This window comes from Allobosea vaviloviae (assembly GCF_001298265.1).
In the GTDB taxonomy this organism is placed as follows: domain Bacteria; phylum Pseudomonadota; class Alphaproteobacteria; order Rhizobiales; family Beijerinckiaceae; genus Allobosea; species Allobosea vaviloviae_B.
The window spans coordinates 66,040-90,273 of record NZ_LGSZ01000095.1 but is presented as its reverse complement, the minus strand read 5'-3'; the positions used below and the strand labels follow the sequence as shown (position 1 = coordinate 90,273).

The 24,234-nt window shown below is 65.9% G+C and carries 20 protein-coding genes; 12 read left to right on the top strand and 8 right to left on the bottom strand.

All coding sequences use genetic code 11. The features are described 5' to 3' along the window. Window positions 1–2: 2 nt before the first annotated feature. The 4 genes from AE618_RS26375 to AE618_RS26360 are packed head-to-tail and all read right to left on the bottom strand — an operon-like array spanning window position 3 to window position 3,464. Window positions 3–1,007 (bottom strand): DUF1839 family protein, encoded by a 1,005-nt coding sequence (locus AE618_RS26375; protein ID WP_054212029.1) that lies wholly within the window; start codon window positions 1,005–1,007, stop codon window positions 3–5. Between the two features lie 20 nt (window positions 1,008–1,027). Beyond that, window positions 1,028–1,948: an amino acid--[acyl-carrier-protein] ligase gene (locus AE618_RS26370; protein WP_054212028.1), complete on the bottom strand. Its 921-nt coding sequence runs from the start codon at window positions 1,946–1,948 to the stop codon at window positions 1,028–1,030. A 5-nt stretch (window positions 1,949–1,953) separates the two neighbouring features. Next, complete coding sequence (locus AE618_RS26365; RefSeq protein WP_349236454.1) at window positions 1,954–3,219, bottom strand: acyl-CoA dehydrogenase family protein; 1,266 nt, start codon at window positions 3,217–3,219, stop codon at window positions 1,954–1,956. Then, complete coding sequence (locus AE618_RS26360; protein ID WP_054212128.1) at window positions 3,219–3,464, bottom strand: acyl carrier protein; 246 nt, start codon at window positions 3,462–3,464, stop codon at window positions 3,219–3,221. The genes AE618_RS26365 and AE618_RS26360 overlap by 1 nt, the downstream gene beginning before the upstream one ends. Window positions 3,465–3,870: 406 nt before the next feature. On the opposite strand from AE618_RS26360, the gene AE618_RS26355 reads away from it, so the two are divergent. Further along, on the top strand, window positions 3,871–5,061 hold the full coding sequence (locus AE618_RS26355) for an acyltransferase family protein (protein ID WP_156330505.1): 1,191 nt from the start codon (window positions 3,871–3,873) through the stop codon (window positions 5,059–5,061). Here the strand turns inward: AE618_RS26355 and AE618_RS26350 are convergent. Both AE618_RS26350 and AE618_RS26345 read right to left on the bottom strand, forming a co-directional pair. Continuing rightward, window positions 5,037–6,296, bottom strand: coding sequence for a UDP-phosphate alpha N-acetylglucosaminyltransferase (locus AE618_RS26350; RefSeq protein ID WP_156330504.1), 1,260 nt, complete (start codon window positions 6,294–6,296; stop codon window positions 5,037–5,039). The two genes, AE618_RS26355 and AE618_RS26350, sit on opposite strands and share 25 nt — an antisense overlap. Further along, on the bottom strand, window positions 6,296–8,185 hold the full coding sequence (locus tag AE618_RS26345) for a GumC family protein (protein ID WP_156330503.1): 1,890 nt from the start codon (window positions 8,183–8,185) through the stop codon (window positions 6,296–6,298). The genes AE618_RS26350 and AE618_RS26345 overlap by 1 nt, the downstream gene beginning before the upstream one ends. Window positions 8,186–8,744: 559 nt before the next feature. On the opposite strand from AE618_RS26345, the gene AE618_RS26340 reads away from it, so the two are divergent. The 10 genes from AE618_RS26340 (at window position 8,745) to AE618_RS26295 (ending at window position 20,101) form a co-directional block, all read left to right on the top strand. Beyond that, window positions 8,745–9,971, top strand: coding sequence for a glycosyltransferase (locus AE618_RS26340; RefSeq protein ID WP_054212127.1), 1,227 nt, complete (start codon window positions 8,745–8,747; stop codon window positions 9,969–9,971). A gap of 44 nt (window positions 9,972–10,015) precedes the next feature. After that, on the top strand, window positions 10,016–11,368 hold the full coding sequence (locus AE618_RS26335; RefSeq protein ID WP_054212024.1) for a lipopolysaccharide biosynthesis protein: 1,353 nt from the start codon (window positions 10,016–10,018) through the stop codon (window positions 11,366–11,368). 56 nt (window positions 11,369–11,424) lie between these two features. After that, window positions 11,425–12,123 (top strand): alpha/beta fold hydrolase, encoded by a 699-nt coding sequence (locus AE618_RS26330; protein WP_054212023.1) that lies wholly within the window; start codon window positions 11,425–11,427, stop codon window positions 12,121–12,123. Continuing rightward, a complete protein-coding gene (locus tag AE618_RS26325; RefSeq protein WP_054212022.1) occupies window positions 12,072–13,217 on the top strand; it encodes a hypothetical protein in 1,146 nt (381 codons plus the stop codon). Before AE618_RS26330 ends, AE618_RS26325 begins: the two co-directional genes overlap by 52 nt. After that, window positions 13,214–14,278, top strand: coding sequence for a glycoside hydrolase family 5 protein (locus AE618_RS28975; protein ID WP_054212021.1), 1,065 nt, complete (start codon window positions 13,214–13,216; stop codon window positions 14,276–14,278). Before AE618_RS26325 ends, AE618_RS28975 begins: the two co-directional genes overlap by 4 nt. Further along, the gene (locus AE618_RS26315) at window positions 14,275–15,417 is read left to right on the top strand and encodes a glycosyltransferase family 4 protein (protein ID WP_054212020.1); all 1,143 of its coding nucleotides are present in this window, start codon (window positions 14,275–14,277) and stop codon (window positions 15,415–15,417) included. The genes AE618_RS28975 and AE618_RS26315 overlap by 4 nt, the downstream gene beginning before the upstream one ends. A gap of 696 nt (window positions 15,418–16,113) precedes the next feature. Then, window positions 16,114–17,175, top strand: coding sequence for a TRAP transporter substrate-binding protein DctP (dctP, locus tag AE618_RS26310; RefSeq protein WP_054212019.1), 1,062 nt, complete (start codon window positions 16,114–16,116; stop codon window positions 17,173–17,175). A 65-nt stretch (window positions 17,176–17,240) separates the two neighbouring features. Beyond that, on the top strand, window positions 17,241–17,753 hold the full coding sequence (locus AE618_RS26305) for a TRAP transporter small permease subunit (RefSeq protein WP_054212018.1): 513 nt from the start codon (window positions 17,241–17,243) through the stop codon (window positions 17,751–17,753). After that, a complete protein-coding gene (locus AE618_RS26300; RefSeq protein ID WP_054212017.1) occupies window positions 17,750–19,066 on the top strand; it encodes a TRAP transporter large permease in 1,317 nt (438 codons plus the stop codon). Before AE618_RS26305 ends, AE618_RS26300 begins: the two co-directional genes overlap by 4 nt. 72 nt (window positions 19,067–19,138) lie before the next feature. Then, window positions 19,139–20,101, top strand: a complete 963-nt coding sequence (locus AE618_RS26295; protein ID WP_054212016.1) for a dihydrodipicolinate synthase family protein — start codon at window positions 19,139–19,141, stop codon at window positions 20,099–20,101. Between the two features lie 97 nt (window positions 20,102–20,198). Here the strand turns inward: AE618_RS26295 and AE618_RS26290 are convergent, their stop codons facing one another. Both AE618_RS26290 and AE618_RS26280 read right to left on the bottom strand, forming a co-directional pair. After that, window positions 20,199–22,280, bottom strand: coding sequence for an ATP-dependent helicase (locus tag AE618_RS26290; RefSeq protein ID WP_054212015.1), 2,082 nt, complete (start codon window positions 22,278–22,280; stop codon window positions 20,199–20,201). Window positions 22,281–22,782: 502 nt separating this feature from the next. After that, window positions 22,783–23,061 (bottom strand): hypothetical protein, encoded by a 279-nt coding sequence (locus AE618_RS26280; protein WP_054212013.1) that lies wholly within the window; start codon window positions 23,059–23,061, stop codon window positions 22,783–22,785. Between the two features lie 137 nt (window positions 23,062–23,198). On the opposite strand from AE618_RS26280, the gene AE618_RS26275 reads away from it, so the two are divergent. Next, window positions 23,199–24,230: a L,D-transpeptidase gene (locus AE618_RS26275; RefSeq protein ID WP_156330502.1), complete on the top strand. Its 1,032-nt coding sequence runs from the start codon at window positions 23,199–23,201 to the stop codon at window positions 24,228–24,230. Window positions 24,231–24,234: the final 4 nt, after the last annotated feature.

The window sequence follows — 24,234 nt, the reverse complement described above, 5'->3', positions numbered from 1 at the left end:
GTTCAGGCCGCGAAACGGCGGGCGAGCGCCTCGCTGACGACGTCATGCTCCGCGGCGAGGGACGCCAGGGTCGCGTCGAAGCGGTCGAAGCGCTTCTGCTTCATCGCCCGCGCCAGATGGAACTGGGCGACCTTCGCGCCTTCGGCGATCCGCAGCGCTGCCTCTCGCGCTTCGTCCAGCCCGTCCAGCGTGGCACCCAGCCATGCGAGATGGCTCGCGAGCAGCTCGAAATTGGCGCCGAGCTGGCGCAGCGTGTTGAACGCGTAGAGATGGAAGACCTCGCCCGGCCGCTCGGCGAGAGCCTGCGCCTGCGCGGTGGCGACCGCGCGAAAGGCGGAGACAGGGTTGGCCTGCGGCTGCCGCAGCACATGGCGTGCCAGAAGCGCGAGCGCGGTCTCCCGCAGTTGCGCGTCGCCAGGCAGATCGGCGGGCAGGCGCACCATCTCGGCATAGGGAAACAGCGTGTCCGCGCGCATCTGGCCCGGCAGGAGCCGCATGAGCCCGTCGAAATCCTCGCCCGCGGCGCGGTGGAGACCGTCATTGTGGAAGTAGTCGAGTTCGCGGCCTTCGCGGTCGAGGCGGTTGACCGCGATCGTGGTCTTGCCGTGGCTGGCGCGATAGGAGACGCCCTGCGTGTCCGCCATGTAGAAGGAATCGAGCTCGATCAGCACGAGCCGACGCCGGGCGATCTGTTGCTCAAGATGGCCGATCAGGTCGTCGTAAAGCGCGAGCTCCGTGACGCGCAGGCCGTAGAGCGCTTCGAGATCGTCGAGCGGCGGCTTGAAGAAGGTGAACTGGTCGCCCTCGAAATCCTGCGCGACCGTGAAGCCGAAGGCGGCCGCGGGCTCGGTGCCCAAGGCGTGCAGGATTTCGATCCAGAGATCAGCGTAGCAATTCGTCTGCGGCCAGTGCCGGTCGCCGGAATGCATCGCATGCCGGCGATAGGCCAGCGGATCGCCGGTTAAAAGCGGCTCCGGGCCAAGCAGAGCGACCGGGCGCTCGATCATGGCGTGGGCGGTCATGGTGCTTACGGCCAGAGGACGGCGCGCACAGCCGCCGGCCAGGCCTCGACGTCGAAGCCATGATGCTTGAACAGCGCCAGCGCGACCCGCTCCATGCCGAAGCCGACGCAGGCGGTATGGGCGGTTTCGCCGTCTTCCGTCTTGATGCCCCAGGTCGTGCCGAAATGGTCCTGGTGGTAGTTGAAGGACAGGCAGGCGGTCGGATTCTCGACGCTTTCGATCGGGATGAGAAGTTCGAATTTCAGGCGCTGATCGCGCTGGTTGTTGGCGAGCATGCGCCCCGCGCGGCCGAAGAACGGATCATTGGCGACATCGACATGCAGCGGCATGCCCAGCGAGGCCATCATCTCCTGGCCTCGCTCCAGCCAGGTCGCACGGAATTCGGTGACCTGGTCTGGCGTGCCGAAGCGCACATATTCGCGCATCCGGAAGAGCTGCATGCGGGCCGGGTCCTTGGAGGGCTCATGCCTGAAGCAGTACGATTGCAGGTCGAACAGCGCGCCGTCCTTGCCGACCGGGCCGCGCTTGGCGACGACGGGGTAGAGCACGTAGCAGGCCGCCGGGGTGAGCACGATGTCGGTCGATTTCTGACCGGCCGTCCAGTCCACGCCGTCGGTGACGTTGTGGAGCAGTTCGGCATGGGCCTTCTCGTCGCCCTCGAAGGCGTGGACGGTGCCGGCGAGCTGCGGGAAGCTCTTGAGATAGCCGCTCTTCTCGAAATGCTTGCGGTTCATCGCGGGCGGAAAGCGCGCGACCTCGGCCCCGTCCTGGCCGCCATAGCGGGTGATCAGGTCATCGAAGCGCGCGACGACCTCCTCGAACAGGCCGCTGCGGCCATAGAGACCGTCGACGCCGGTGTCGATCAGCAGGCCGCTGTCGATGAGTTCAGCAAGGAAACCCTGCTGCCGTTCGCAATTCTGGCACATTCAGATCACCGAGACAGGCTGGAGTCGTGCTTGTACACGGCCAGCAGATTGGAGGTGTTGCCGAGGATTCGGTCGTTGTTGATCATGATCGGCGCCGAAAGCGCGTCGCGCATGAGGCGGGCCAGGCTCGACGGGCTGTCGTTGCGATAGCCTTGGATGCCGCAGATCAGGAAGGCCTGGCTGACGATTTCGCCGACGCTCTGCGAGGCGGCGATCTTGATGCTGTTCATCGCCACGACGAAGCCCATCGAGGAGAGTTCGTCGGCATCGCTGCGTGCGCGCTCGTAACGATCGAGACCGGCGACGACCAGTGCCTTGAACTGCTGCAGGCGGGCGAGCAATTCGGCCAGGCGCAGGGCGCTGGGCGGCGTCGTGCCAGGGCGCTTGCGCGCCTCGACACGCACGAAACTCTCGGCACGGGCGACGGCCTCGGCCGCAATCCCGTACCAGACGCCGGCCCAGAGCAGATGGGCATGGGCGAGCATGGACTGCGCCGCGATCTCGGCGAAGGGGGGGGGAATGATCTGCTGCGCCGGTGCGCGGCCGGCAAAGGTGAAGTTGTCGGAGCAGGTGCCGCGCATGCCCATCGTATCCCAGACGGCGCTGCGCTCGAGCCGGTACTGGTCGCGGGTCAGGACCGCCATGACCTGGTCGGAGGGCGGTGCTTCGGGCGTGCGGCGAGCCGTGATCAGGATGGCATCGGCCTGCGCGCCATAGGAGATCAGGCAGCCTTCCTTTTCGAGGGTGAAGTCGTCACCGTCGCGCATCACGCCGCAGACGCTGCTGCGCAGGTCGCCGCCGACGCCGCCGCCTTCGGTCGTGGCGGAGGCGAGCAGGAGCTGCTCGGCCGCAATCCGCGCCATGAAGGTCCCATGCCAGGGATCCGCGCCGCAATGGACGACGAGGCTCGAGACCTTGATCTGGTGCATCGCGTAGATCATGCCGGTCGAGGAGCAGCCCTGCGCCAGGATCGACCCGATTTCGGCGATGGTGGCCAGGCTCGCCTGTTCGCCGCCGTGAGCGGCGGGGATCATGATGCCGAGAAGCCGTTGAGCGCGCAGCGCTTCGAAGGCCTCCTGGGGAAAGCGGGCTTTCGCATCGACGTCGGCAGCATGCTCGGCCGCGATCCTCGCGACGGCACGGGCCTTGGCGATCATGGCTTTTTCGGCTTCTGCCCGCGCGCCGAGATCGACCAGAACAGGGCGCTGCCTGCTTTCGATCGACGGGTTCGACTGCGGTCCGCTGGCCGGACGACTGGCGGCCGACGCCATCAGACGTGCTCGCTCTGGATGCTCAGGATGGCGTTCTCGATCGCCGCGACGGACGCAAAATTGCGGCGGTTCATCATCTTGTCTGGGAATTCGACCTCGAAGGCTTCTTCCAGCGCCATCATCAGCTCGACCGTGCCGAACGAGGTCAGGCCAGCATTGTAGAGGTCGGCGTCGTCTGCGAGAGCGGCGACATCGACCGGAAGCCGGGCCGTCGTCTTGAGAATGTCCCTGATCCTGCTCTTCATGGTGGGTGCTGCCATTCCATCTGCTGGCGACCTCGGCGAAGGATGCAGCTTTCGAGCAAACACTGGGCAGCGCGCAATGCGCCCGCCATGCGGCTCGATGCCCATTTCTCGTGAAGTCGGATTGATCGTGTTCGACGCGGTCTTTTCTTGTGAAACCGGTGTACCGCTAAAGATTTAATGGCGGGTTGCAAACATCGTCGAATCTCGAGGAGATCATTACGACAGCGACGTTTGGTAAATGGGCTCGAAACGATCCCGGTGCGCAAAATTGGCGATGGCCTGTTTACGATAACTTTAGTTTTCGTCTGACTCAGCGCCTTCCGTCCGCCCCTTGAAGGCTTTGCACTGCTATATCGGCTCTTCCGGCGCAGATGTCGCGCCGCCTGCCGGCGAGGAGTTGCGAGGCATGGTGACGTTCGGATCGCGTCTTGCGGACCACAAGGGTGTCGGCCCAGGCTTCGATGCCGTGCGCATCGGGCTGGCGCTCTCGGTGCTCTACATCCACACCTCATTGCTGCGTGTCGAGAGCCCGGAGGCTGCGCTGGCCCCGGTCGGCCCCTACCTGCCGCTCGCCCAATGGGCTTTCGATTTCGCGCCTCTGCCGATGTTCTTTGCCCTGAGCGGGTTTCTGGTCGCAGGCAGCGCCGAGCGGCTGTCGATCGGGCAGTTCGTCGTCAATCGCGGCTTGCGCATCCTGCCGGCATTGGCCGTCGAGATCATCCTGTCGGCACTTGTCCTGGGCCCGCTGCTGACGGTCTATACCCTCGGCCAGTATGTGTCCGACCCGCTTTTCGCGCGCTATTTCCTGAACATCCTCGGCAGCATCCATTACGAGCTGCCGGGCGTCTTTCTCGACAATCCCAATCCGCGGATCGTCAACGGCTCGCTCTGGACGGTGCCGCACGAGATCGCCTGCTATGTCCTGCTGGTCGGGGCGATGTTCACCGGGCTGTTCCGGCGGCGCTTTCTCGTCCTGCTCGCGACGCTGGCGCTGTTTGGCGTGTCGATGAGCATCTTCATCGTCGGCAAGCTGGGCATCGTGCTGCCCTATCACGACGCGCTGACCTATCTGTTCGTGACGCGCGGCGCGGCGCGGCTGGTGCCGCTCTTCCTCGCCGGCATCGTGCTCTACCAGTACCGCGAGCGCATTCCCTACCGCTTCGGATATGCCGTGGCCTGCATCGCGGCCTATGTCGCGATCGCCGCCTTCGGCTCGCCGGACTGGAACGCCAATCCCATCTTTAGCTTCGCCACGGCGCCGATCTTCGCCTATGCCGTCGTCTATGCCGGGTTGTCGCCCAAGCTCGTCTTCAAGCCGCTGTCGCGCGGCGACTATTCCTACGGCATCTATCTCTACGGATATCCGCTGCAGCAGGCGATGATCCAACTCATGCCCTGGATCGACAACCGGCCGGCCTTCTTCGCGCTCTCGATCGCGGCCGCCAGCGCGATGGCGATCTTCTCCTGGCATGCCATCGAGAAGCCCATCCTGCGCCTGCGCCGCAAGTTCTCGCTGACGGCCCGGATCCATACGGGCGAAGAACCCGCTGCAGCGGCTACGCTGCCGCCGGTTCAGACCGTTCCAGCCGCCAAATAAGCGGAGCGTGCCCGCACAGGCTCGGCAGCGAGGCTGGTTTCTGCCGTATCGGGCGCAGCATCGCTCGTGCCCGTCAGGAACCAGAGCAGCGCCGCGGTCTTGATCGAATAGACGGAATCGCTGACCAGCATCAGCAGGCAGATATAGGTGGCGACGCAGACCTTGAAGCGCCAGGCCCGGGGGGAGCGCTCCGGCGTGAAGATGAAGAGGCTCCAGAAGCCGAGCGCGCCAACGAGGCCGATCTGGTTGAGCGTATAGGCGTAGCCCGAATCCGACAGGAACGGCTTGTCCGGCGACAGGCCCCAGACCGCAGCCGGCGACAGCGAGGTCACCAGACGCGCCGTCCAGAGCAGGCGACCGCCGAAATTGTTCTCCCACTTCACCTCGGCGCTGGTGAAGCCGTAGATCGCCAGTCCCGCCAGCACGAAGAAGGGCGCTGCCAGCCAGACGAAGCGCGGCGTGCGCGGCGCCACGAACCAGGCGGCGGTCGCGACGACGCAGACATTGGCGCCGAAGCGGGAGTCGCTGAGGATGATCGCGCCGATGCCCGTGGCCATGGTCAGCCAGCGCTTGCGCATCTCCTTCCGATTCAGGCACCAGATGTAGATGATGGCCCCGAAATTTCCGGTCGAGATCGGCTCCAGGAAGACCGAGGATGCGCGGTGCGGCCCCAGAAACGGCAGCAGCGTACGCGCATCGGGCCGGATTCCGGACGCGAAGAGAGCCCCGGTATCGGCCTTGACGTCGGACGGCGCCACGGTACCACGTGCGACGTAGTATTTGATGATGTTGAAATATTTCACGTAGACGTCGAGCGCCAGGAACTCGAACAGCCCGAAGACCACGACGATCAGGCCACAGATCAGCGCCGCACGATCGGCGAGCCGCGGATCTCGGCAGCTCCGCCCGAGCAGGTAGAAGGCGATGGGGATCAGGAAGTCGCGCACCGCCTTGGGATCGAGCAAGGGGCGCATCGCCATCAGCATGGCGGCGTAGGACATGAAGATGGCCAGCACGACATAGGGCGCCGCGCTCCGGCCGAGGCCGAGATAGAGCGCCGTGGCCACGAGCACGACCTCGGAGCCCATGACCATGGTGTCGTTGACGCCCATGACATTCGTGTTGAGGAAGCACAGCGCGGTGTTGAAGGTCAGCGCGCCGACCAGCAGCGCGAGCGTCAGCGGCGCTGGCGGTTGCGAGCCATGGATGTCCCCGACATCGTGCCCGACGGCCATCACGCGGCGGCCCTTGGCCACCTTTTGAACAGGCGCTCATCTTCGCCCGGGGTCACGAGCGCGACGACGAGTTCGCCCGTCGGATCGACGTCGGCTGCCGCCTTGATGATGTCGGGCGCACGCATCCCCGAGATATCCGCAGCCAGAACGACCGCGTCGGGCGAGACCGCGCGCCGGCTGTCGAGCGCACCGGACCGCAAGACGAGCACGAAGTTGCTGCGCCGCGATGCGGCTCCCGACGCGCCGTTGGCGGTATCGAAGCGCCGGATGTTGACGTCGTTGCGCCCTGCGCTTTCGCGATAGATCAGTACGCTTTCGCCGATGTCCGCCAGAGCCTGGGCGAGATGCTGCGCGATATCGGCCTGCGCCGCGGCGTCGAGCGGGCCAGCGATCAGGATGGAGGCCGGAAGATGTCGCCCGAACTGCTCCTGGAGCAGCTTCGCGACCGGGGCGAGCGCGGCCTGTCGTCCAGCCGTGGCCTTGGGCAGTCGCGCCACGCTGGCGACACCGAGGATGTCTGCGGCCTGCTTGGCCGTCAATGCGCTCTGCGGCAGCAGTCGGCCGACCCGTGGGGGCAGCAACTCCAGCAGATAGGCGATGCCCAATCCGGCGCAGGCGCCAAACAGCAACGCGGCGGCCAGGACGATGATCGCAGGCGGCTTGGATGCGACCGCGGGCGGAACGGCTTCCGACAGCAGGCGGGAGTTGCTCGTCTCGATCTTCTTTTGCTGGTCGAGCTCGCGGGCACGCGTCAGCGAGGCATTGTAGACGGCCCGGATCGCCTCGGCCTCGCTCTCGAGCTGGCGGAGCCGGATCTCGGCGACGCCGCTGTTTTCCTGCGAGCGCGTCAACTCGCCGGCGCGCTTTTGCAGGTTGGCGAGGTTGGACTCCGCCTGGCGATAGGCCTGCTGCACTGAGGAGCGCACGCGTCCGAGCTCCGCGGCGAGCAGCTTGCGCGTCTCGGCCAGCTCCGCCCGAATCTCGATCAGTCGGGGGTGCTGCGGCATCAGCGTTTGCGCCATGCTCGCCGCCTCGCGCGCGCTTTGGGCGTATTGCGTGCGCAGCGAGACGATGCTGGTCGAGGTCAGGGCCTCGGGCATGATGTCGGACAGCAGCTCAGTGTCCCGAAGGTTGGCGATGCCGTCGCGCCGCGCCGTCTGGCGGGCGAGTTCGGCGTTGGCCTGGCCGATCTGCGTGTAGAGATCGCGCAGCTGCTGCGTCACGACGAGGCCGGTCTGACCGGTGCTGACGAGGTTGTTCTTGATCCGGAAGGCCTGGATCGCCGCTTCGGCATCGTTGAGCTGCGTGCGCAGTCCGGCAATCTGGCTGATCAAGGACTCGTTGGCGCGCTCGACCGCGCCGCGGCGCCCGTCATTGCCCTGGCGGAAATAAGCCCTGGCGAGGGAGTTCGCGATATCGGCTGACTTCTCGGCATCGGGATGCGACACGATGATGCGGAAGACGAGCGAGTTCTCGACGCGCTGGATGACGATCACGCGCCGCAGTGCATCCATCGTCTGCGCAGCACGCTGTTGCGGGGTCGGCAGCAAGAGCTTGCCGAAATGGCGCGCGAGAAACCCCGGTTGAGGCGTGAAGGCAGCATCCTGCTCGAGGTCAAGATCGCTGATCACCTGACGCAGCACGCCCGACGACGTCATCACCAGAGACTGGCTGTCGACATTGGCGAAGTCGATCGAAGCCGAGCTGTCAGAGCGCACGATATCCCTGCCGACGATCTGCAGGGCCTGCGGATCGACCAGCAATTCGGCTGTTGCCCGATAGACAGGCGTCTGGACGGCGAGATAGGCGAGAGCAAGCAGCAGCGTGAGACCGGCACTGGCCGCCACCATCAGGCGCCTGCGCTTCAGCAGTCCCAGGAGCTCCGGCAAGCTGAATGCCGAGGTCGGCGATGGCGCGTCGCGTCGTCCTCCGGCCTCCAACGCAGCAACCACCTGAAGCCTCCCGAAACGCGGCCTGACGCCCCCCGGCCGATTGCCGGCCCGAGGGCAGACATCCGGAAGGGCTAAAATCCAGAGGGCATGCTGAGCATCCGTGGTTAAGATTGTCCTAAGTAGATAGCTCAAATTTTAATGATCTGTAGATAATTGTCTAAAATCGGATTTAACCACGATTGATGCGGAGATAGCCTGGATGTTTATTGTCATCGGCCTTGGTGATAAATAGATATTTAGAGAAATCGTCCCAAACACGACAGTGACCAACGCCGCCGTCCCGGAGACGCGTCCTGGGTGGAGCCGCAGCATTGCCGACCCGCTTCACCTTGACCAAGACACCGCGCGGAATCCGACGTGACGGCACTGCGGCAGCTTCAGGCATCATGACCCTTTCTTTCGGCAAGGATTGGCCCTTCAGCCGTGTCCGGGCGGAGCGAGCCGCCTCGTGCGCCCCCGAGGTTGCGATCGAACCCTCCCGGCAATGGGGGGCGGCATGCGGATTCTGATGGCCTGCGCGGCATTCCCTCCGTTCATCGACGGCGGTGGCCCGATCTCGGCGATGATCGTGGCGAAGCTGCTGCAGGCGGCAGGCCACGATGTCGAGGTCGTCAATGTCGCCGATGAGGACAAGCACGAGATCTTCGACGGCGTGCCGGTCCACAGGCTGCGTTCGCTCAATATCGACTGGAACTACCGCCTGCCACGCCCTGCCTGGAAGAAGCTCGTCTGGCACGCGCTGGAGAATTTCAATCCCCGCGCCTTCTTCGCCATGCGCCGGGAGATCAGGCGAGTCCGGCCCGACATCGTGCTGACCGACTCGATCGAAAACATCAATGTGGCGACCTGGGCCGCGGCCAGAAGCGAGGGCGTGCCCGTCTGCCACATCCTGCGAAGCACCTTTCTGCTGTGCTGGAAGGGCAGCATGTGGCGCAACGGCGACAATTGCGCCCGCGCGTGCGGATCCTGCAGGGCGACCTCCTATGGCAAGAAGCTGACGTCGCGCTTCGTCGATGCCGTGGTCGGCGAGACCGATTTCATCATCGCGCGGCATCTCGACGAGGGCTATTTCACTCATGCCACGTCACATCGCATTCCCGGCGCGATCGCTCCGCACGGTTCAGCCGTGCCGCGCGGGGGGCCGCGCGACGGTCAGCCGCTGCGACTGGGCTTCGTCGGTGTCCATGATGCGATCAAGGGGCTCGACACGCTGGCTGCAGCCGCCCATCGCCTGAAAGGGCAGCCGGTCACGTTCCTGATCGCCGGAAGCGGGAAAAGCGAATATGCCGCCGCGCTGCCGGAGCGGTTCCCGAGCGAGAACACGCGTTTCCTCGGCTGGGTTCAGCCCGAGGCCTTCTTTCCCCAGATCGACGTGCTCGCGGTGCCCTCCGTCTTCCGGGAACCCTTCGGCCGGGTCGTGATCGAAGCGTTCGTCCATGGCGTTCCGGTGATCGGGGCGCGGTCGGGCGGGATCCCCGAGACGATCGAGCCCGGCATCAACGGCGCCCTGTTTCCGCCCGGAGACGACGGCGCCCTGGCCCAGCAGATCACGGAACTGGCCCAAAACCCGGAGCGCATCGCCCATCTGTCCGCAGGGGCGCTGGAGGCGGCACGGCGCTACGCGCCCGAGCGGATCGCGGCGTCCTATGAGGCCGTCTTCGCCGCCTTGCTGAGCGGCGCGCAGCGGGGACGCGTGCCGCAGATACAGGGCGCGACGCCGTGAAGGCCCTGCTGGGATTGTCCAGGCGGACAGAGGCCAGGCGGTTCGTGTCCGCCTTCTCGTCGCGCTTCAGCAGCACGTTCCTGAGCTTCTTCGTCCTGCTGACGGCGAGCCATTTCCTGTCGACCCAGGAATACGGCCTCTATGTCTTCCTGTTTTCGATCGGCAGCGCGCTGGGCCTGATCGCGGTTCTGGGTCAGCAGATCCTCGTGGTGAAACGCTATCAGCGCAACGAGGATGCCGGCCATCGGCTCAATCAGGCGCTGATCTCCGTCAATGCGCGCTGGCTTGCGCTCGGCTGCGGGCTGCTGATCGTCGCGGCCGTCCTGTTCTTCATCCTCGCCGACAGGCTGCCGGAGCCCTATCGGCATCTGTGGGTGGCGTTGGCCTTTGCGGCGGTCTTCGCCGTGAGCGAGTACCTGCAAAACTATTTTCGCATTCACGGGCGGATCAACCTGTCGCTCGTGCCCCGCGAGATCGTCTGGCGCGGGGCGTCGATCCTGTGCATCGCCGCGGCGGGCCTGATCGGCTATCGCGCCGATGGCGAGGTCGTCATGGCCATCGTCACCGTGCTGCTGGGGGCCACGACGCTCTATCAGGCCGTCGCGTTCACACGCGGCGAAGGCTGGGGCTGGCTGGCCCGCCACGACGATGTGCCCGCCGAGACGCGCGGAATCTGGCGCCGGGAAAGCCTGTATTTCATCGCCAACAACATCCTGAACTCATCGTCGGCCTATCTCGAAACCATCCTGATCGGCGCGGTGCTGGGGTTGGACAAGGCCGGCTTCTATTTCGTCGCCCTGCGGATCGCGATGCTGCTGACCTTGCCGGTCGCGGCGATCGACACCGTCGGCATCCCCATGATCGCCGCCCGCTTCCAGAAGTCCGACAATGAAGGGGCACAGCTCCTGATCGGCCGGCTGTCCTTTGCCAGCTTCTGCATTTCGCTTCTGGGCGCGCTCGTCCTGGCGATGATCGCGCCCTTCGTTTTGTCGATCTTCAATGCGGATTTCGCGCAGCATGCCGATGTCCTGACCGCCTTGTGCGTACTGTCGGTCTCGCAGGCCTTTTTCGGGCCAGGCTCCTGGCTGTTGATGATCGGCGGCGGCGAGCGCTTCTTCCTGATCGCGCGCGCGGTGATCTTCGTCTTCTACCTGGGGCTGCTGTACGGCCTGGCCCAGATCGGCGGGCTGATGGGCATCGCGATCGCCGGGCTGTTCATGACGTTGGCCTCCAATCTCGCCGCCTGGCACTGGATCAAGCGGAAATATGGGATCGACAACATGGCGACGGCGTTTTTCAAGCCCTTCGTCTTCCAACGCCCGACGAAGATCGAGCCGATGCGGTCGGGCCCTGGCGGTGATCCTGCCGACGCCGCGGCGAAAACGGCGGTTCATTGACGATGCCGATGCGGAGCAAGGACATGGGTGCAGCGTTAGCCGAACGGATACCGGTCATGGCGCAACCGCAGGGCGCGCCAGACCTTGCGGCAGCGCCGGCGAGGCCGATGGCCATGGCCTCGAACCAGGGAACGCCCGTCGCCTTCTCGGGCACCGTCGGCATGCTCTACCCGGGAAACGCGTCGGCCGCCGTTCTGATGCTGGGGCCCGTCGGCTATGAAGAGCTCTGCCTGCGCAGCACCTGGCGGGCACTGGCCGAGGCGCTGTCGCTTGCCGGCATCGCCTGCCTGCGCTTCGACTATCCCGGCCTCGGCGATGCGCTCGATGTCGCCGAGCCGACAGGGCTCGACGACTGGACCGAGACCGTGCGCGCCGCCGCCGATCTGCTCCGGCAGGCCAGCGGCTGCTCACGCCTGATCCTGCTGGGACAGGGCCTCGGCGGAACGCTCGCATTGCGTCTGGCGGATTGCCTGGCTCCGGTCTCCGGCTGCGTCGTCATGGCGCCGGTCGTCAACGGCAAGCGCTATCTGCGCGAACTCTCCGTCTGGACGCGCCTCGTGGCCGACCGCATCGGCATCGGCATGGATCCCGACGACGAGACCGGCTGTGCCGTGGCGGGCCTTCGCCTCCGCCGGCCCGCCTCGCCGCCATCGGAAAGCTCGGCCTGCTCGACCTCGACAGCCGACCCTGCGACGAAGCCCTTTTGCTGTCGCGCCCCGGCCATGCCGGCGATGCGGCGCTGGCAACGCATCTGAGCGAACACGGCGCCGCAGTGACGAGCCTGCCCTATGAGGGCTACGAGATGCTGACGACCGATCCGACCGCTGCCAGGCCGCCTTTGCCGACGATCGCAGCCATCGTCGACTGGGTCGCGCTGCGTGCGCGGGAGCCGGAACAGGGCATTCATGCCCTCGCGGCCGCTCGGCCCTATGAGGCACAGCCCGCGAAGCTATTCGGGCCGGGCTTCGTCGAGAGCCCCGTGCGGTTCGGACCGGGCGGACGCCTCTTCGGTATCGTCTGCGAGCCGGCCGAGCGCCCGTCCCGCTCGTCGATCGTGTTCGTCAATGCCGGCCGCGACTACCATATCGGCTGGGCCCGCGTGACCGTCGCGCAGGCTCGCGCCTTCGCGGCGCAGGGCATCGCGTCGCTGCGCTTCGACACCAGCGGCATCGGCGACAGCCAGGCCGATGCGAACGGCCCCGAGGAGATGCTCTATTCCGACGAACAGATCGCCGATGTCAGCCTCGCCCTCGATCTCTTGGAAACGCGCGGCTACCGGGACCCGATCCTGATCGGGCGCTGCAGCGGCGCCTATGCCGCCTTCAACGCCACCGTCGCCGACAAGCGGGTCCGGCAGCTCGTGATGGTCAACAACGAGCGCTTCGTCTGGGACCCCGACGAAAGCGTCGAGGATGCGATCCGGTACGCCCATCGCAGCGTCGGTGATTTCGGCGCGACCCTGAAGCGCAAGGGCGGCCTGCGCCGGCTGCTGACGGGACAGCTGCGGATCGGCCCGGCCGGTCGCTATCTGCTGTTCCGCCTCATGAAGCAGATGTCGATCCGGCTCGCGCCCTGGCTGGGCCGCCTGACCAAGCATGGCCGGCTGCGGCGCGAGTGCCACCGGCGCTTCGGCATCCTGGCGGCCCGCAAGGTCGACGTTGCGCTGATCTATGCCGAGGGCGATGTCGGCATGGCCGAGTTCCACACCTATTTCGGCAAGACCGGGGACGGCATCGCGGCCTATCCCAACCTGTCATTCTCGACCATTCCGCGTGCCGACCACAACTTCACCCATCTGGGTGCGGCGCTTCGGTTGCGGGACAGACTGCTTGAGACGGTGAGGCCATGACGATCGCGACGAGACGGCGCAGCGCGGGCCTGCTGCTGACGGTCGCGGGCCTGTTGGCAACCGCCGTGCCGGCGACGGCAGCAGAGATCTGCCTGCGCGGTGTCAATCTCTCGGGCGCCGAATTCGGCACGGTGCCGGGACGCGCGAATACCGATTACACCTATCCGGCCGAGGCGGCGATCCACCGGCTCGCCGGGCTCGGCATGACGTCGTTCCGGCTGCCGTTCCGCTGGGAGCGCATCCAGCCCAAGCTCGGCGGGGAACTCGATGCGGCCGAGCTCGCCCGCCTCGACCAGAGCATCGAAACGGCCAAGGCCGCCGGCCTCGTCGCGATCCTGGACCTGCACAATTTCGGCTATTATGCCGGCAAGGAACTCGGTTCCCCGGCGCTAGCGGCCTCGACATTGGGCGATGTCTGGCGTCGGCTGGCGATGCATTATCGCGACCGGGCGAACGTGGTCTTCTCGATCATGAACGAGCCTTACGACATCCACAGCGCCGAATGGGCGAAGATCCAGAACGTCGCCATCGCCGCGATCCGGAAGGCGGGAGCCAAGCAGATGCTCCTGGTCACGGGCACGGCCTATGGTGGCGCCCATAGCTGGACTGCGGATCTGCCGGTCGGCAACAACGGCCGCGACCTTCTGGCAATCGACGACCCGTTGAAGCGCTTCGCCTACGACTTCCACCAATATCTCGATGCCGACTATTCCGGCCGCCAGCCGGAGTGCTCGGCAGCGCAGGGCGCGCTCAAGGCCATCGACGACGTCACCGCCTGGCTGAAGACCCATGGCCGACAAGGCTTCCTCGGCGAATTCGCCGCCTCCGACCGGCCCGAATGCGTCAAGGTCTTCAAGGAGATGACGGCCCGCCTGGATTCGCGTCCGCAGCAATGGATCGGCTGGGCCGCCTGGGGCGCCGGGCCATGGTGGCCGCCCGACTACGTCTTCAACCTCGAGCCGACGGCGGCGGGAGAGCGCCCGCAGATGAAGGCGCTCATCGAGCAACTGAAGACCAAGGCCGGCAAGAACACCAGCTGTGGCCGGACCGGACGTTCGTGACCGCGCCGCTGACCAGCGTCCGTAAAGGACTGCGGATCGTCCATGTGGTCCGGCAGTTTCTGCCCAATCGCGGCGGGCTGGAGGATGTCGTCGCCAACCTTTGCAGAGCGCAGCTGCGGATGGGGTTCAGGCCATCGGTCGTGACGCTCGACCGGCTGTTTTCCGATCCGGGCCGGCTGCTGGAGCGGGAAGAGCTGATCGACGGCATCCCCGTCCGGCGGATTCCCTATCGCGGTACATCGCGCTATCCCTTGGCGCCGTCGGTCTTCGCGCATCTGTCCGATGCCGACATCGTCCATGTCCATGCCATCGACTTCTTTTTCGACGCGCTCGCGCTGGGCTGGGTGCTTCATCGCAAGCCGCTGGTCGCGACGACGCATGGCGGCTTCTTCCACACGCGCGACTTTTCGGGCCTGAAGGCGATCTGGATGAGAGGCCCGACGCGGCTGTCGTCGCTGGCCTATCGCGGGATCGCGGGCTGCAGTGCCAATGATGCGCGGATGTTCGAGGCGGTGGCGCCCGGCAAGGTCCGCGTCATCGAGAACGGCGTCGATCTCGGCAAATTCCGCGGCGCGTCCAGCCCTGAACCGGTTCGGCGGCTCGTCAGCATCGGCCGCTTCTCCAAGAACAAGCGGCCGGAGAACCTGATCGCGACCATGAGCGAACTGCTGCGCTCGGGCGCCGACTGGCATCTCGACATGATCGGCGTCGAATCCGACTGGTCCGAAGCTGCGCTGCGCGATGCCGTCGCCCGGGCCGGCCTGGCCCGCCAAATCGACATCCATATCGGCCTTGACGATGCAGGCGCCCGGGATGTGCTTGGACGCGCCTCGCTCTTCGTATCGGCCTCGGATTTCGAGGGATTCGGCCTCTCGCTGATCGAGGCTATGAGCGCGGGGCTGATCCCCATCGTCCAGCCCAATGCCGCTTTCACCGCCCTGGCGGGCGCCTATCCCGTGATCCGTCTCGCCGATTTCGCCGCCCCCTCGGAAGCGGCCAGCGTGGTTACCGAGGCGTTCTCAAGCCTGGAAGCCTCGCGCGGGGCCTTGAAGCCTGACATCGAAGCCTTGGCGCCCTACTCCTGGCAGCAGGTCGCCTTGAACTACCGGGCCTTCTATGAGGACGCGCTTCGAGGCTAGCTCGGCGAGGCCCGTCCTCAGCGGGAGGATTGGCCTCTCCCGGGACCGAGCCGTTCTGAATGGTCTCCGGCGTCTCTCGCCGACGACCGGCTGACGACATCAAGCCAGGTCCGCACATCGTCGCTGCCGCGCGGCCTCATCAGACGCCCGAAAAAGCCGGGCTCACAGCAGCCGCCCGATCCATCCCAAGCGCCAAAATCGCCATTGATATATGAAGACGCCCGTTGCAGGATGCTGACATTTCCCTGCGTCAATCAATGAAATTGATCGATATACGCGCAGTTCTGGCTTGGCGTGATCCTTGCGTAGGGCGAGCTGCGATTCTGAAACATCGGAAGGCGGGCGTCGATATATGAGCAGGAAACGGGTCTATAGCGGCCATATCGACCTTGGCAGCGCCGAAGTCTGACACATGATGGCCGAGGCGATGGGCGCCAAAGTCGCGAATGGGGGATTTGGCATGGAGACTGCACACTTGCTTGGGGGCGCCGCCGCGTTCCTGCGTGCGCGCTTCATTCCGGCAGCCAACGCGCCGCCACGTCGCAGCCCTCTTCGGACCTGGTCTCCAGAACGTACCGGTTTTCGGCCGCACTGTCGCTCTCGCGGCTCCGCCCGACCAGACGTCATGCGACGCCAGACGGCGCAGATCCAACGAAACGTCTCCCACAGATCACAACAGAGGGAAGGGGAATAGCCATGACCACACTCAAGAGCCTGATCGCGACCGCCGCCTTCGTGGGCGGCCTTGCGCTCACGGCGCAGGGCGCGCTCGCCCAGAACAAGCTCGAACTGAACATGGCGACGCCATGGGCGGGTGGGCATTGGCTCGACATCGGCGCCAAAAAATACGCCGAGAACGCCGAGAAAATGACCGAGGGGCGCATCAAGATCAACGTCTTCCCGGCGGGCGCGCTCGGCCCGGCGCTCAAGGTCACCGAGACCGTGCAGAAGGGCGTGGCCGATATGGGCCATTCCTGGCCGGGCTATGACTGGGCGGTCGACCGCACGGGCGCAATCTTCTCCGGCTGGTCGGCGGGGCCGAACCCGGAAGAGATGATGATGTGGCTCTACAACGGCGGCGGCGCCGATCTGTGGAAGCAGTGGCGCAAGGAGAAGTTCGACGTCGTCGCCTTCCCCTGCGGCGTGCTCGAAACCGAGTTCTTCATGCACTCCCACAAGCCGATCCGCACCGTCGAGGACATGAAGGGCCTCAAGCTGCGCACCTCGTCCTCCTGGGCCGAGATCGCGCCGATGCTGGGCGCCTCGACCGTCGTCCTGCCGGGCTCGGAGGTGTTCAGCGCGCTGGAGCGCAAGGTCGTCGACGCGATCGAATGGGGCGGTCCCGGCAGCAACCTCTCGGAAGGTTTCCACAAGGTCGCCAAATACATCATCATGCCGGGCCTGCACGCTCCCTCCGGCGCGCATGACTGCATCTTCAACAACGCGACCTGGGCCAAGATCGGCGACAAGGACAAGCAGTTGCTCGAACTCGCCGGCCGCCTGACCGTGCTCGACACCTATCTCGGCTACGCCAAGAGCGACCTCGACGCCTACAAGATCATCAAGGCGACGCCGGGCCTCGAAGTCGTCCAGGTCGATCCGAGCCTGACCGCCGCCGTCGTCAAGGTCTCGGGCGAATGGGCCGAGAAGCAATCGGCGACGAACCCCTGGTTCAAGAAAGTCTACGAGAACCAGAAGGCCTTCATGGCGAGCGTGAAGCCGATGGCCGAATTCCGCTTCGCGACCGGCAGCCGCTGATCTCCCGCAGTCCGGCGTCGGTGCAAGCCGACGCCGGACTGCGCCGTCCCCATCCGAGGTTCTTCATGCCCATCGTCAGATTCATCGGCCTGCTGTCGTTATGGTCGGGCCGGCTGGGGGCACTCGTCGTTCTCCCGCTCGTCCTCGCCATGGTTTTCGAAGTGGTCAGCCGCTACGCCTTCTCCGCGCCGACCGCCTGGGCCTTCGAACTCAGCTATATGATGATGGGCACGATCTTCCTGCTCGGCCTTTCCTACGCGCTTCGGGAGGGTCAGCACGTCAATGTCGACTTCATCCATCAGGCGCTGCCCCGGCGCGGCGTCGCCGTCATCGACGGCATCGGCTACATCCTGATGGCCGGGATGCTGTTCTGGCTGACGAATGTGCTGATCAGCAACTTCGCCGGCGTCTATCGCACGGGGGAAGGCTCCGGCCTTTCGGCCTGGAACCCCCCGATCTGGCCCTATCGCTTCATCTATGCGCTGGGCTTCGGGCTGTTCGCGTTGCAATGCCTGGGCAAGGCGATCGAGAACCTGCTGGTCCTGTTTGGCCGCGAGACTGAAGGGCCGGCCCGATGACCTCGCAGACCGTCCTTTGGATGTTCCCGGCCCTGCTGGGCCTGATCTTCCTCGGCTTCCCCGTCGCCTTCTCGATGATGCTGGCGGCGCTCGGCTTCGGGCTGCTGCGCTTCGGCGGCACGCTCGTCCACCAGTTCGCCCAGCGCGTCGACGACCTCTCGACCAATTACGTGCTCGGCGCGATCCCGCTCTTCATCTTCATGGGCTCGATCCTCGAGCGCGCCGGCATCGCGGAGAAGCTGTTCGACGCGCTCTACATGTGGACGCGGCGCATGCCGGGCGGGCTCGCGGTGGCGGCGCTTCTGATGTGCACGATCTTCGCGGCCGCCAGCGGCGTCGTCGGCGCCACCGAGACGCTGGTCGGCATGCTCGCCATCCCCGCCATGCTCAAGCGCAACTACAACAACTCGCTGATCGCAGGGACGATCTGCGGCGGCGGCTCGCTCGGTACGATCATCCCGCCTTCGGTTCCGGTTGTCGTGCTGGCACCGATCGCAGCGATGTCGATCGGCGATCTGCTCGCCGGCATCCTGCTCCCCGGCTTGCTGATGTCGAGCCTGTTCATCCTGTACATCCTGATCGTCTGCGCCATCAAACCCTCGCTGGCGCCGCCGGAGACCGAGCCCGATCCGCGCAGCTTCGGCGAGAAGATCAGTTTCACGCTGAGCGCCCTGATCCCGCCGGCCTTCCTGATCTTCACCGTGCTCGGCACCCTGTTCATGGGACTGGCGACACCAACGGAGGCCGCCGCCTGCGGCTCGCTCGGCGTGCTGATCCTGGCGATCATCTACCGGCGGATGAGCTGGGGTCTGCTGTTCCAGGCTGCGCTGCAGACCGTGTCGCTGACGGCGATGATCCTGGCGATCATCCTGGCCGGCGGCATGTTCTCCGGCGTGTTCTTCGCATCAGGCGGCATGACCGCGACCAAGGCAGTGCTCGATGCTTTCGGCCTGTCGCCCTGGTCGGTGATGGCGGTGATCCTGTTCGTCGCCTTCATCCTCGGCTTCCTGATCGACTCGATCTCGATCATCCTGATCATCGTCCCGATCGCGATCCCGCTGGTGAAGAGCTTCGGCATCGATCCGCTCTGGTTTGCGGTCGTGCTTCTGGTGATGCTGCAGACGGCCTACCTCACCCCGCCTATGGCGCCCTCGATCTTCTATCTACGGGCGATCGCGCCGCCGAGCATGAAGCTCAAGGAGATGTATTGGGGCGTGATCCCGTTCATCTGCTGCCAATTGCTGGTGCTGGCGCTGCTGATCGTCTTCCCGGGGCTGGCGACGTGGATGCCGAAGGTCATGTACGGCAACTGAGCTGCGCGGGCGGGCTTCGGAACGCCTGAGTGCCGACCCCGCCCTGTTCGCGACCCCCGAAAGGAGATGCCCATGCCTCGTTTCAAGGATTTCCGCCCCGCCGGGGTCATTCCCGCGACCCTGCTGGCGCTGAACGAGGATATGAGCATCGACGAGCGTCAGACGCGCAAGCATCTGCGCGATTGCGCGCTGGTCGACGGCGTCTCGGCGGTCACGGTCAACGGGCACGCTTCGGAAGTCCACGCCTGCAGCTTTCCGGAGCAGCAGCAGATCCTGGCGGCCTCGATGGCCGAGGTCGGCGATCGGATTCCGGTGATCAACGGCATCTATACCGACGGCTCGATCGAGGCCGCACGTCTCGCTGCGATGGCGGACAAGGAAGGGGCGTCGGCGCTGCTGGTCTTCCCGCCCAACAGCATGGCGATGGGCGGGCATCTGCGGCCGGACATGGCGATCGCGCATTACCGCCGCATCGCCGATGCGACCGATCTGCCGATCATCGCGTTCCAGTATCCGATGGCGAGCCATCTCGGCTACGCCTTCGACACCCTGCTTGCCCTGTTCGACAAGGTTCCCAGCATCGCCGCGATCAAGGACTGGTCGAACGATGCGATGCTGCACGAAAAGCATATCCGCACCTTCCAGAACCTGCCGCGGCCCGTGAACGTGCTGACGACCCATTCCTCCTGGCTGATGGCCTCGCTGACGCTGGGCTGCAACGGCCTGCTCTCCGGCTCCGGCAGCGTCATCGCCGATCTGCAGGTCGCGCTGTTTCGCGCCGTGCAGGCGGGCGACCTCAAGGCGGCGCAGGCCGTGAACGACCGCATCTATCCACTCTCGCAGGCCTTCTACGCGCCGCCTTTCCTAGACATGCACAACCGGATGAAGGAGGCCCTGGTGCTTCTCGGGCGGATCGACAAGGCCGTGGTACGTCCGCCACTGATGAAGATCGGCGACGCCGAGATCGAGCGGATCAGATCTGCGCTCGACCAGGCCGGCATCGCCCGCGAAGGCGCGCTCAGGCTCGCGGCCTGAGGTCCGCCCACCGTTCCAACAGGCCTTCAACAGGCGAAGAGAAGCGCACGGTGGCCCTTGGTGGAGCGCCTTCGAATCAGTGGTTCAGGCGGCTTGTTCAACGCCACATGCCGCGCATCTGGGCGCGGATGTCGATCCTCGGACCCTGGCTCGCCGATCGCGCCGGCTCCGGTGCCGCCAGCGGCCAGGCCGTGCGCTCGAACAGGCCCAGCAGCGCATTGGGAATGAAGCGGGTGCGCGCCGCATAGACATGGCGGTCGCCGGTCGCGCTCTGGCCGTGGGTGAAGAAGCGCTGCGGCACCATCAGGTGCAGATCGTCCTTGGCGCGCGTCATCGCGACATAGAGCAGGCGGCGTTCCTCCTCGATCTCGTCGCTGCTGCCGACGCCGAGATCGGAGGGAATGCAGCCGTCGACGACGTTCATGACGAAGACCGACTTCCACTCCTGGCCCTTGGCCGAATGGATGGTCGAGAGGATCAGGTAATCCTCGTCGAGCAGCGGCACGCCGGCCTGATCGCTGGTCGCGTCGGGCGGATCCAGCGTCAGCTCGGTCAGGAAGCGCTCGCGCGAGGGATAGCCGCCGGCGATCTGTTCGAGCTGGACGAGGTCGGCCTGCCGCGTCGTGGCATCCTCGTGGATGCGCTCCAGATGCGGTTCGTACCAGAGCCGCGCCCGCTCGATCTCGGCTGGCCAGCCGGCACGGCCAGAGCGCAGCTCCTCGACTGCGCCAAGAAACGCGGTCCACTCATCGCCGGCCCGTGGCGGCGGCGGGGCCGAGGTCAGCGCCTCCATCGGATCGGTCGCTGCCGCGATATGGTCCAGAACGCGCTGGGCCGATGTCGGCCCGACCCCGGGCAGAAGCTGCATCAGCCTGAAGCCGGCGACCCTGTCGCGCGGGTTCTCAACGAAGCGCAGCAGCGCCAGCAGGTCCTTGACATGGGCGGCGTCCAGAAACTTCAGGCCGCCGAACTTGACGAAGGGGATGTTGCGCCGGGTCAGCTCGATCTCGAGCGGACCGCTGTGATGCGAAGCCCGAAACAGCACCGCCTGCTGCTTCAGGGTCGCGCCCGCCTCGCGGTTCTCCAGAACGCGGCCGGCGATGAAGCGGGCCTGGTCGGCCTCGTCGCGGACATTGACCAGTTGCGGCAACGCGCCCGTTGCGCGGTCGGTCCAGAGGTTCTTGGTGAAGCGCTCGCTCGCGAGATCGATAACCGCGTTGGCGGCGCCCAGGATGGCCTGCGTCGAGCGGTAGTTCTGATCGAGCGTGATGATCTCGGCCGGCGGCGAGAAGGCTGCGGGAAAGTCGAGGATGTTGCGGATCGTCGCGGCACGAAAGGCGTAGATCGACTGCGCGTCGTCGCCGACGACGGTGAGGCCATGGCCATCGGGCTTCAGCGCGAGCAGGATCGAGGATTGCAGCCGGTTGGTGTCCTGGTACTCGTCGATCAGGACGTGATCGAAGCGCGCCCCGATGTCGGCGGCGAGATCGGGATCGCACATGGTCTGCGCCCAGTAGAGCAGCAGATCGTCGTAATCGAGCACGTTCTGGCGCTGCTTGGCCTCGACATAGCCAGCGAAGAGCTCGCGCAATTCCGCCGCCCAGGCGACGCACCAGGGAAAGGACCGGGTCAGCACGGTCTCGATCGGCGTCTGCGCATTGACGCAGCGCGAGTAGATCGCAAGGCAGGTTCCCTTGGCGGGGAAGCGGGTCTGCGTCTTCGAGAAACCGAGTTCGTGCCGGACGAGATTCATCAGGTCGGCCGCGTCCTCGCGGTCATGGATGGTGAAGGCGGGGTCGAGGCCGATCTGATCGGCGTAGTCGCGCAGCAGCCTCGCGCCGAGACCGTGGAAGGTGCCGGCCCATCGCAGCGCGTCGATCATCACGCTCGCGCCCTCGCCCATGACCTTGCGGGCGATGCGCTCGACGCGCCGCGTCATCTCGGCTGCGGCGCGGCGCGAGAATGTCATCAGCAGGATGCGACGCGGATCGGCGCCGGTGACGATCAGATGCGCAACGCGATGCGCCAGCGTATTGGTCTTGCCCGAACCCGCGCCCGCGATCACCAGGAGGGGTGCCGGCCGCTCGCTGCCGACACCATGCGTGACGGCTCGCCTCTGCGCCGGATTCAGCGTGTCGAGATAGGGCGTGGCGAGAACCGGCGAATCGATGGCGAGCATGGGCCGGATTCGACCAGTTTCCGGTTTTGTTCGCAATTGCGCATCGTGCCGCAACGGTCGGCTATTATGGAACGACGTAACCGTCGCTGCGCCCCCTGCCCGCCCTCCGGCAGGAACATCCCGCCTCAAGCGGCGCAGCCTTGGCGAGACGGCAGACCCGCTCGGGCGTCTGGCAGCGACGGCCCGTCGTCGCATAGGCTCCAACGCCGCGTTCGCTGCGCGCCTGCGGGCTTCCATACACAGGCTGACGCGCACCGTAGCCGACAGGCGGCCCCGCCCCGGGGATTCCGCCGCCATCGGAGCGCAGCCGCAGATCAGGCACATTGTCCGTGATCGAGGGCGGACCGAGGCCCTGCCTCGGGCCGCCGGGTGTGAGCGGTGCGTTTCCCGGCGTGCCGACCATCTGGGCGCCAGCCGATGACGCAACGAGCAAAGCGGGCATGAGCAGCCATGCCGCCGCAATGACGCGCTTCGTCGCCAATCTGGATCGGGGAGGCATCAGCTACGGCTTGCCGCGACTGAGATCGACGAACGCGATGCCATGTCCCCTCTCCTTCCCGGCTGTCGGCTCTTCGGCTTTGCTATCGACAGCCTCGCGGATGTGCTTCTCGGCAGCAAGCCCGTTCGGATCGTCAGGTTCGTAGGGCGCGTGAGGGCCGGTTGGATTGGCCGAGCGCGGATTGGGACCAGCCCGGTGCTCGGTTTCCTCGCCGGACTGTCCGGGGCGCCGGGGCGTGGCGAGAGCCCCGGCTGCGTCGGTGAGATGCGAAGTGTTCGTCATGGCGTCTGCCCTCCTCGGGGAGGAACCAGCGAGCGTCCCCTCCGGTTCCTCGACGGCATACCCTGTCCTCGCGGAACATCTGCCCGGTCCGGCCGTATAGCTCCCGCGACCGCAGCAGGGTGTCGCTGGAGCCCGGCATGAAGACCGTCAATCCCCTCACGAACCGCAATCCCCGCAAGAACTGCAATCCGCCCTATACCGGCCTCATGCTCCTCGCGGCGGCGGTTCTGGCATCGTGGGCGTCGCCAGCGACCGCACTCACGGCTGACGAGGTCAATGGCGTCAGCTTCGCCGACAGGACGAAGCAGGCCGCGCCCGGCCCCGATCCGTTCATCGTCAAGGCGCAGGTCCTGCTCAGCCGCCGCAGCATCTCCCCCGGGGTCATCGACGGTGTCGACGGCGAGAATTTCCGCAAGGCGGTCGCGCAGTTCCGGCGGCTGGCACAACTGCCGGATGGCGACGAGATCGACGAACTGGCCTGGCTGAACCTGGGCGGCGACGCCGCCAATGACGTGATCGCCGCGTACACCCTGACCGATAAGGACGCGGCCTACGACTTCGCCGACGACATCCCGCGCGACTATGCCAAGCAGGCCCGGATGAAGCGGCTGTCCTACACCAGCCCGGAGGAGATGCTGGGCGAGCGCTTCCACATGAGCGAGACGCTGCTGGGCGCCCTCAATCCCGAGCGGGCGTTCTCGAAAGCCGGCGCGCGCCTTCTCGTGACGTCGGCCCAGCGTTCGCCCGAGACGGGCGCAGCGCTGAGAATCGACGCGATCAAGAGCACGGGCATGGTCATCGTCTTCGGCGCGCAGGACGCGGTGCTGGCGAGCTACCCGGCGACCATCGGCAGCGAGGACATGCCGTCGCCCTCGGGCGAGTACACGATCGAGCGTGTCGCGCGGAACCCGAACTACACATACGACCCCGAGAAGAATTTCCAGCAGGGCAAGAACACGCAGACGCTCGTGCTGCCGCCGGGGCCCAACGGCCCTGTCGGCACGGTCTGGATCGCGCTGTCGAAGCCGACCTTCGGAATCCACGGCACGCCCGAGCCCGGCAAGGTCAGCAAGACCAATTCGCATGGCTGCATCCGGCTAACGAATTGGGACGCCGAGGAACTCGCCGACCTGGTCAAGCCCGGCGTGCCGGTGCGTTTCGTCGATTGATGGC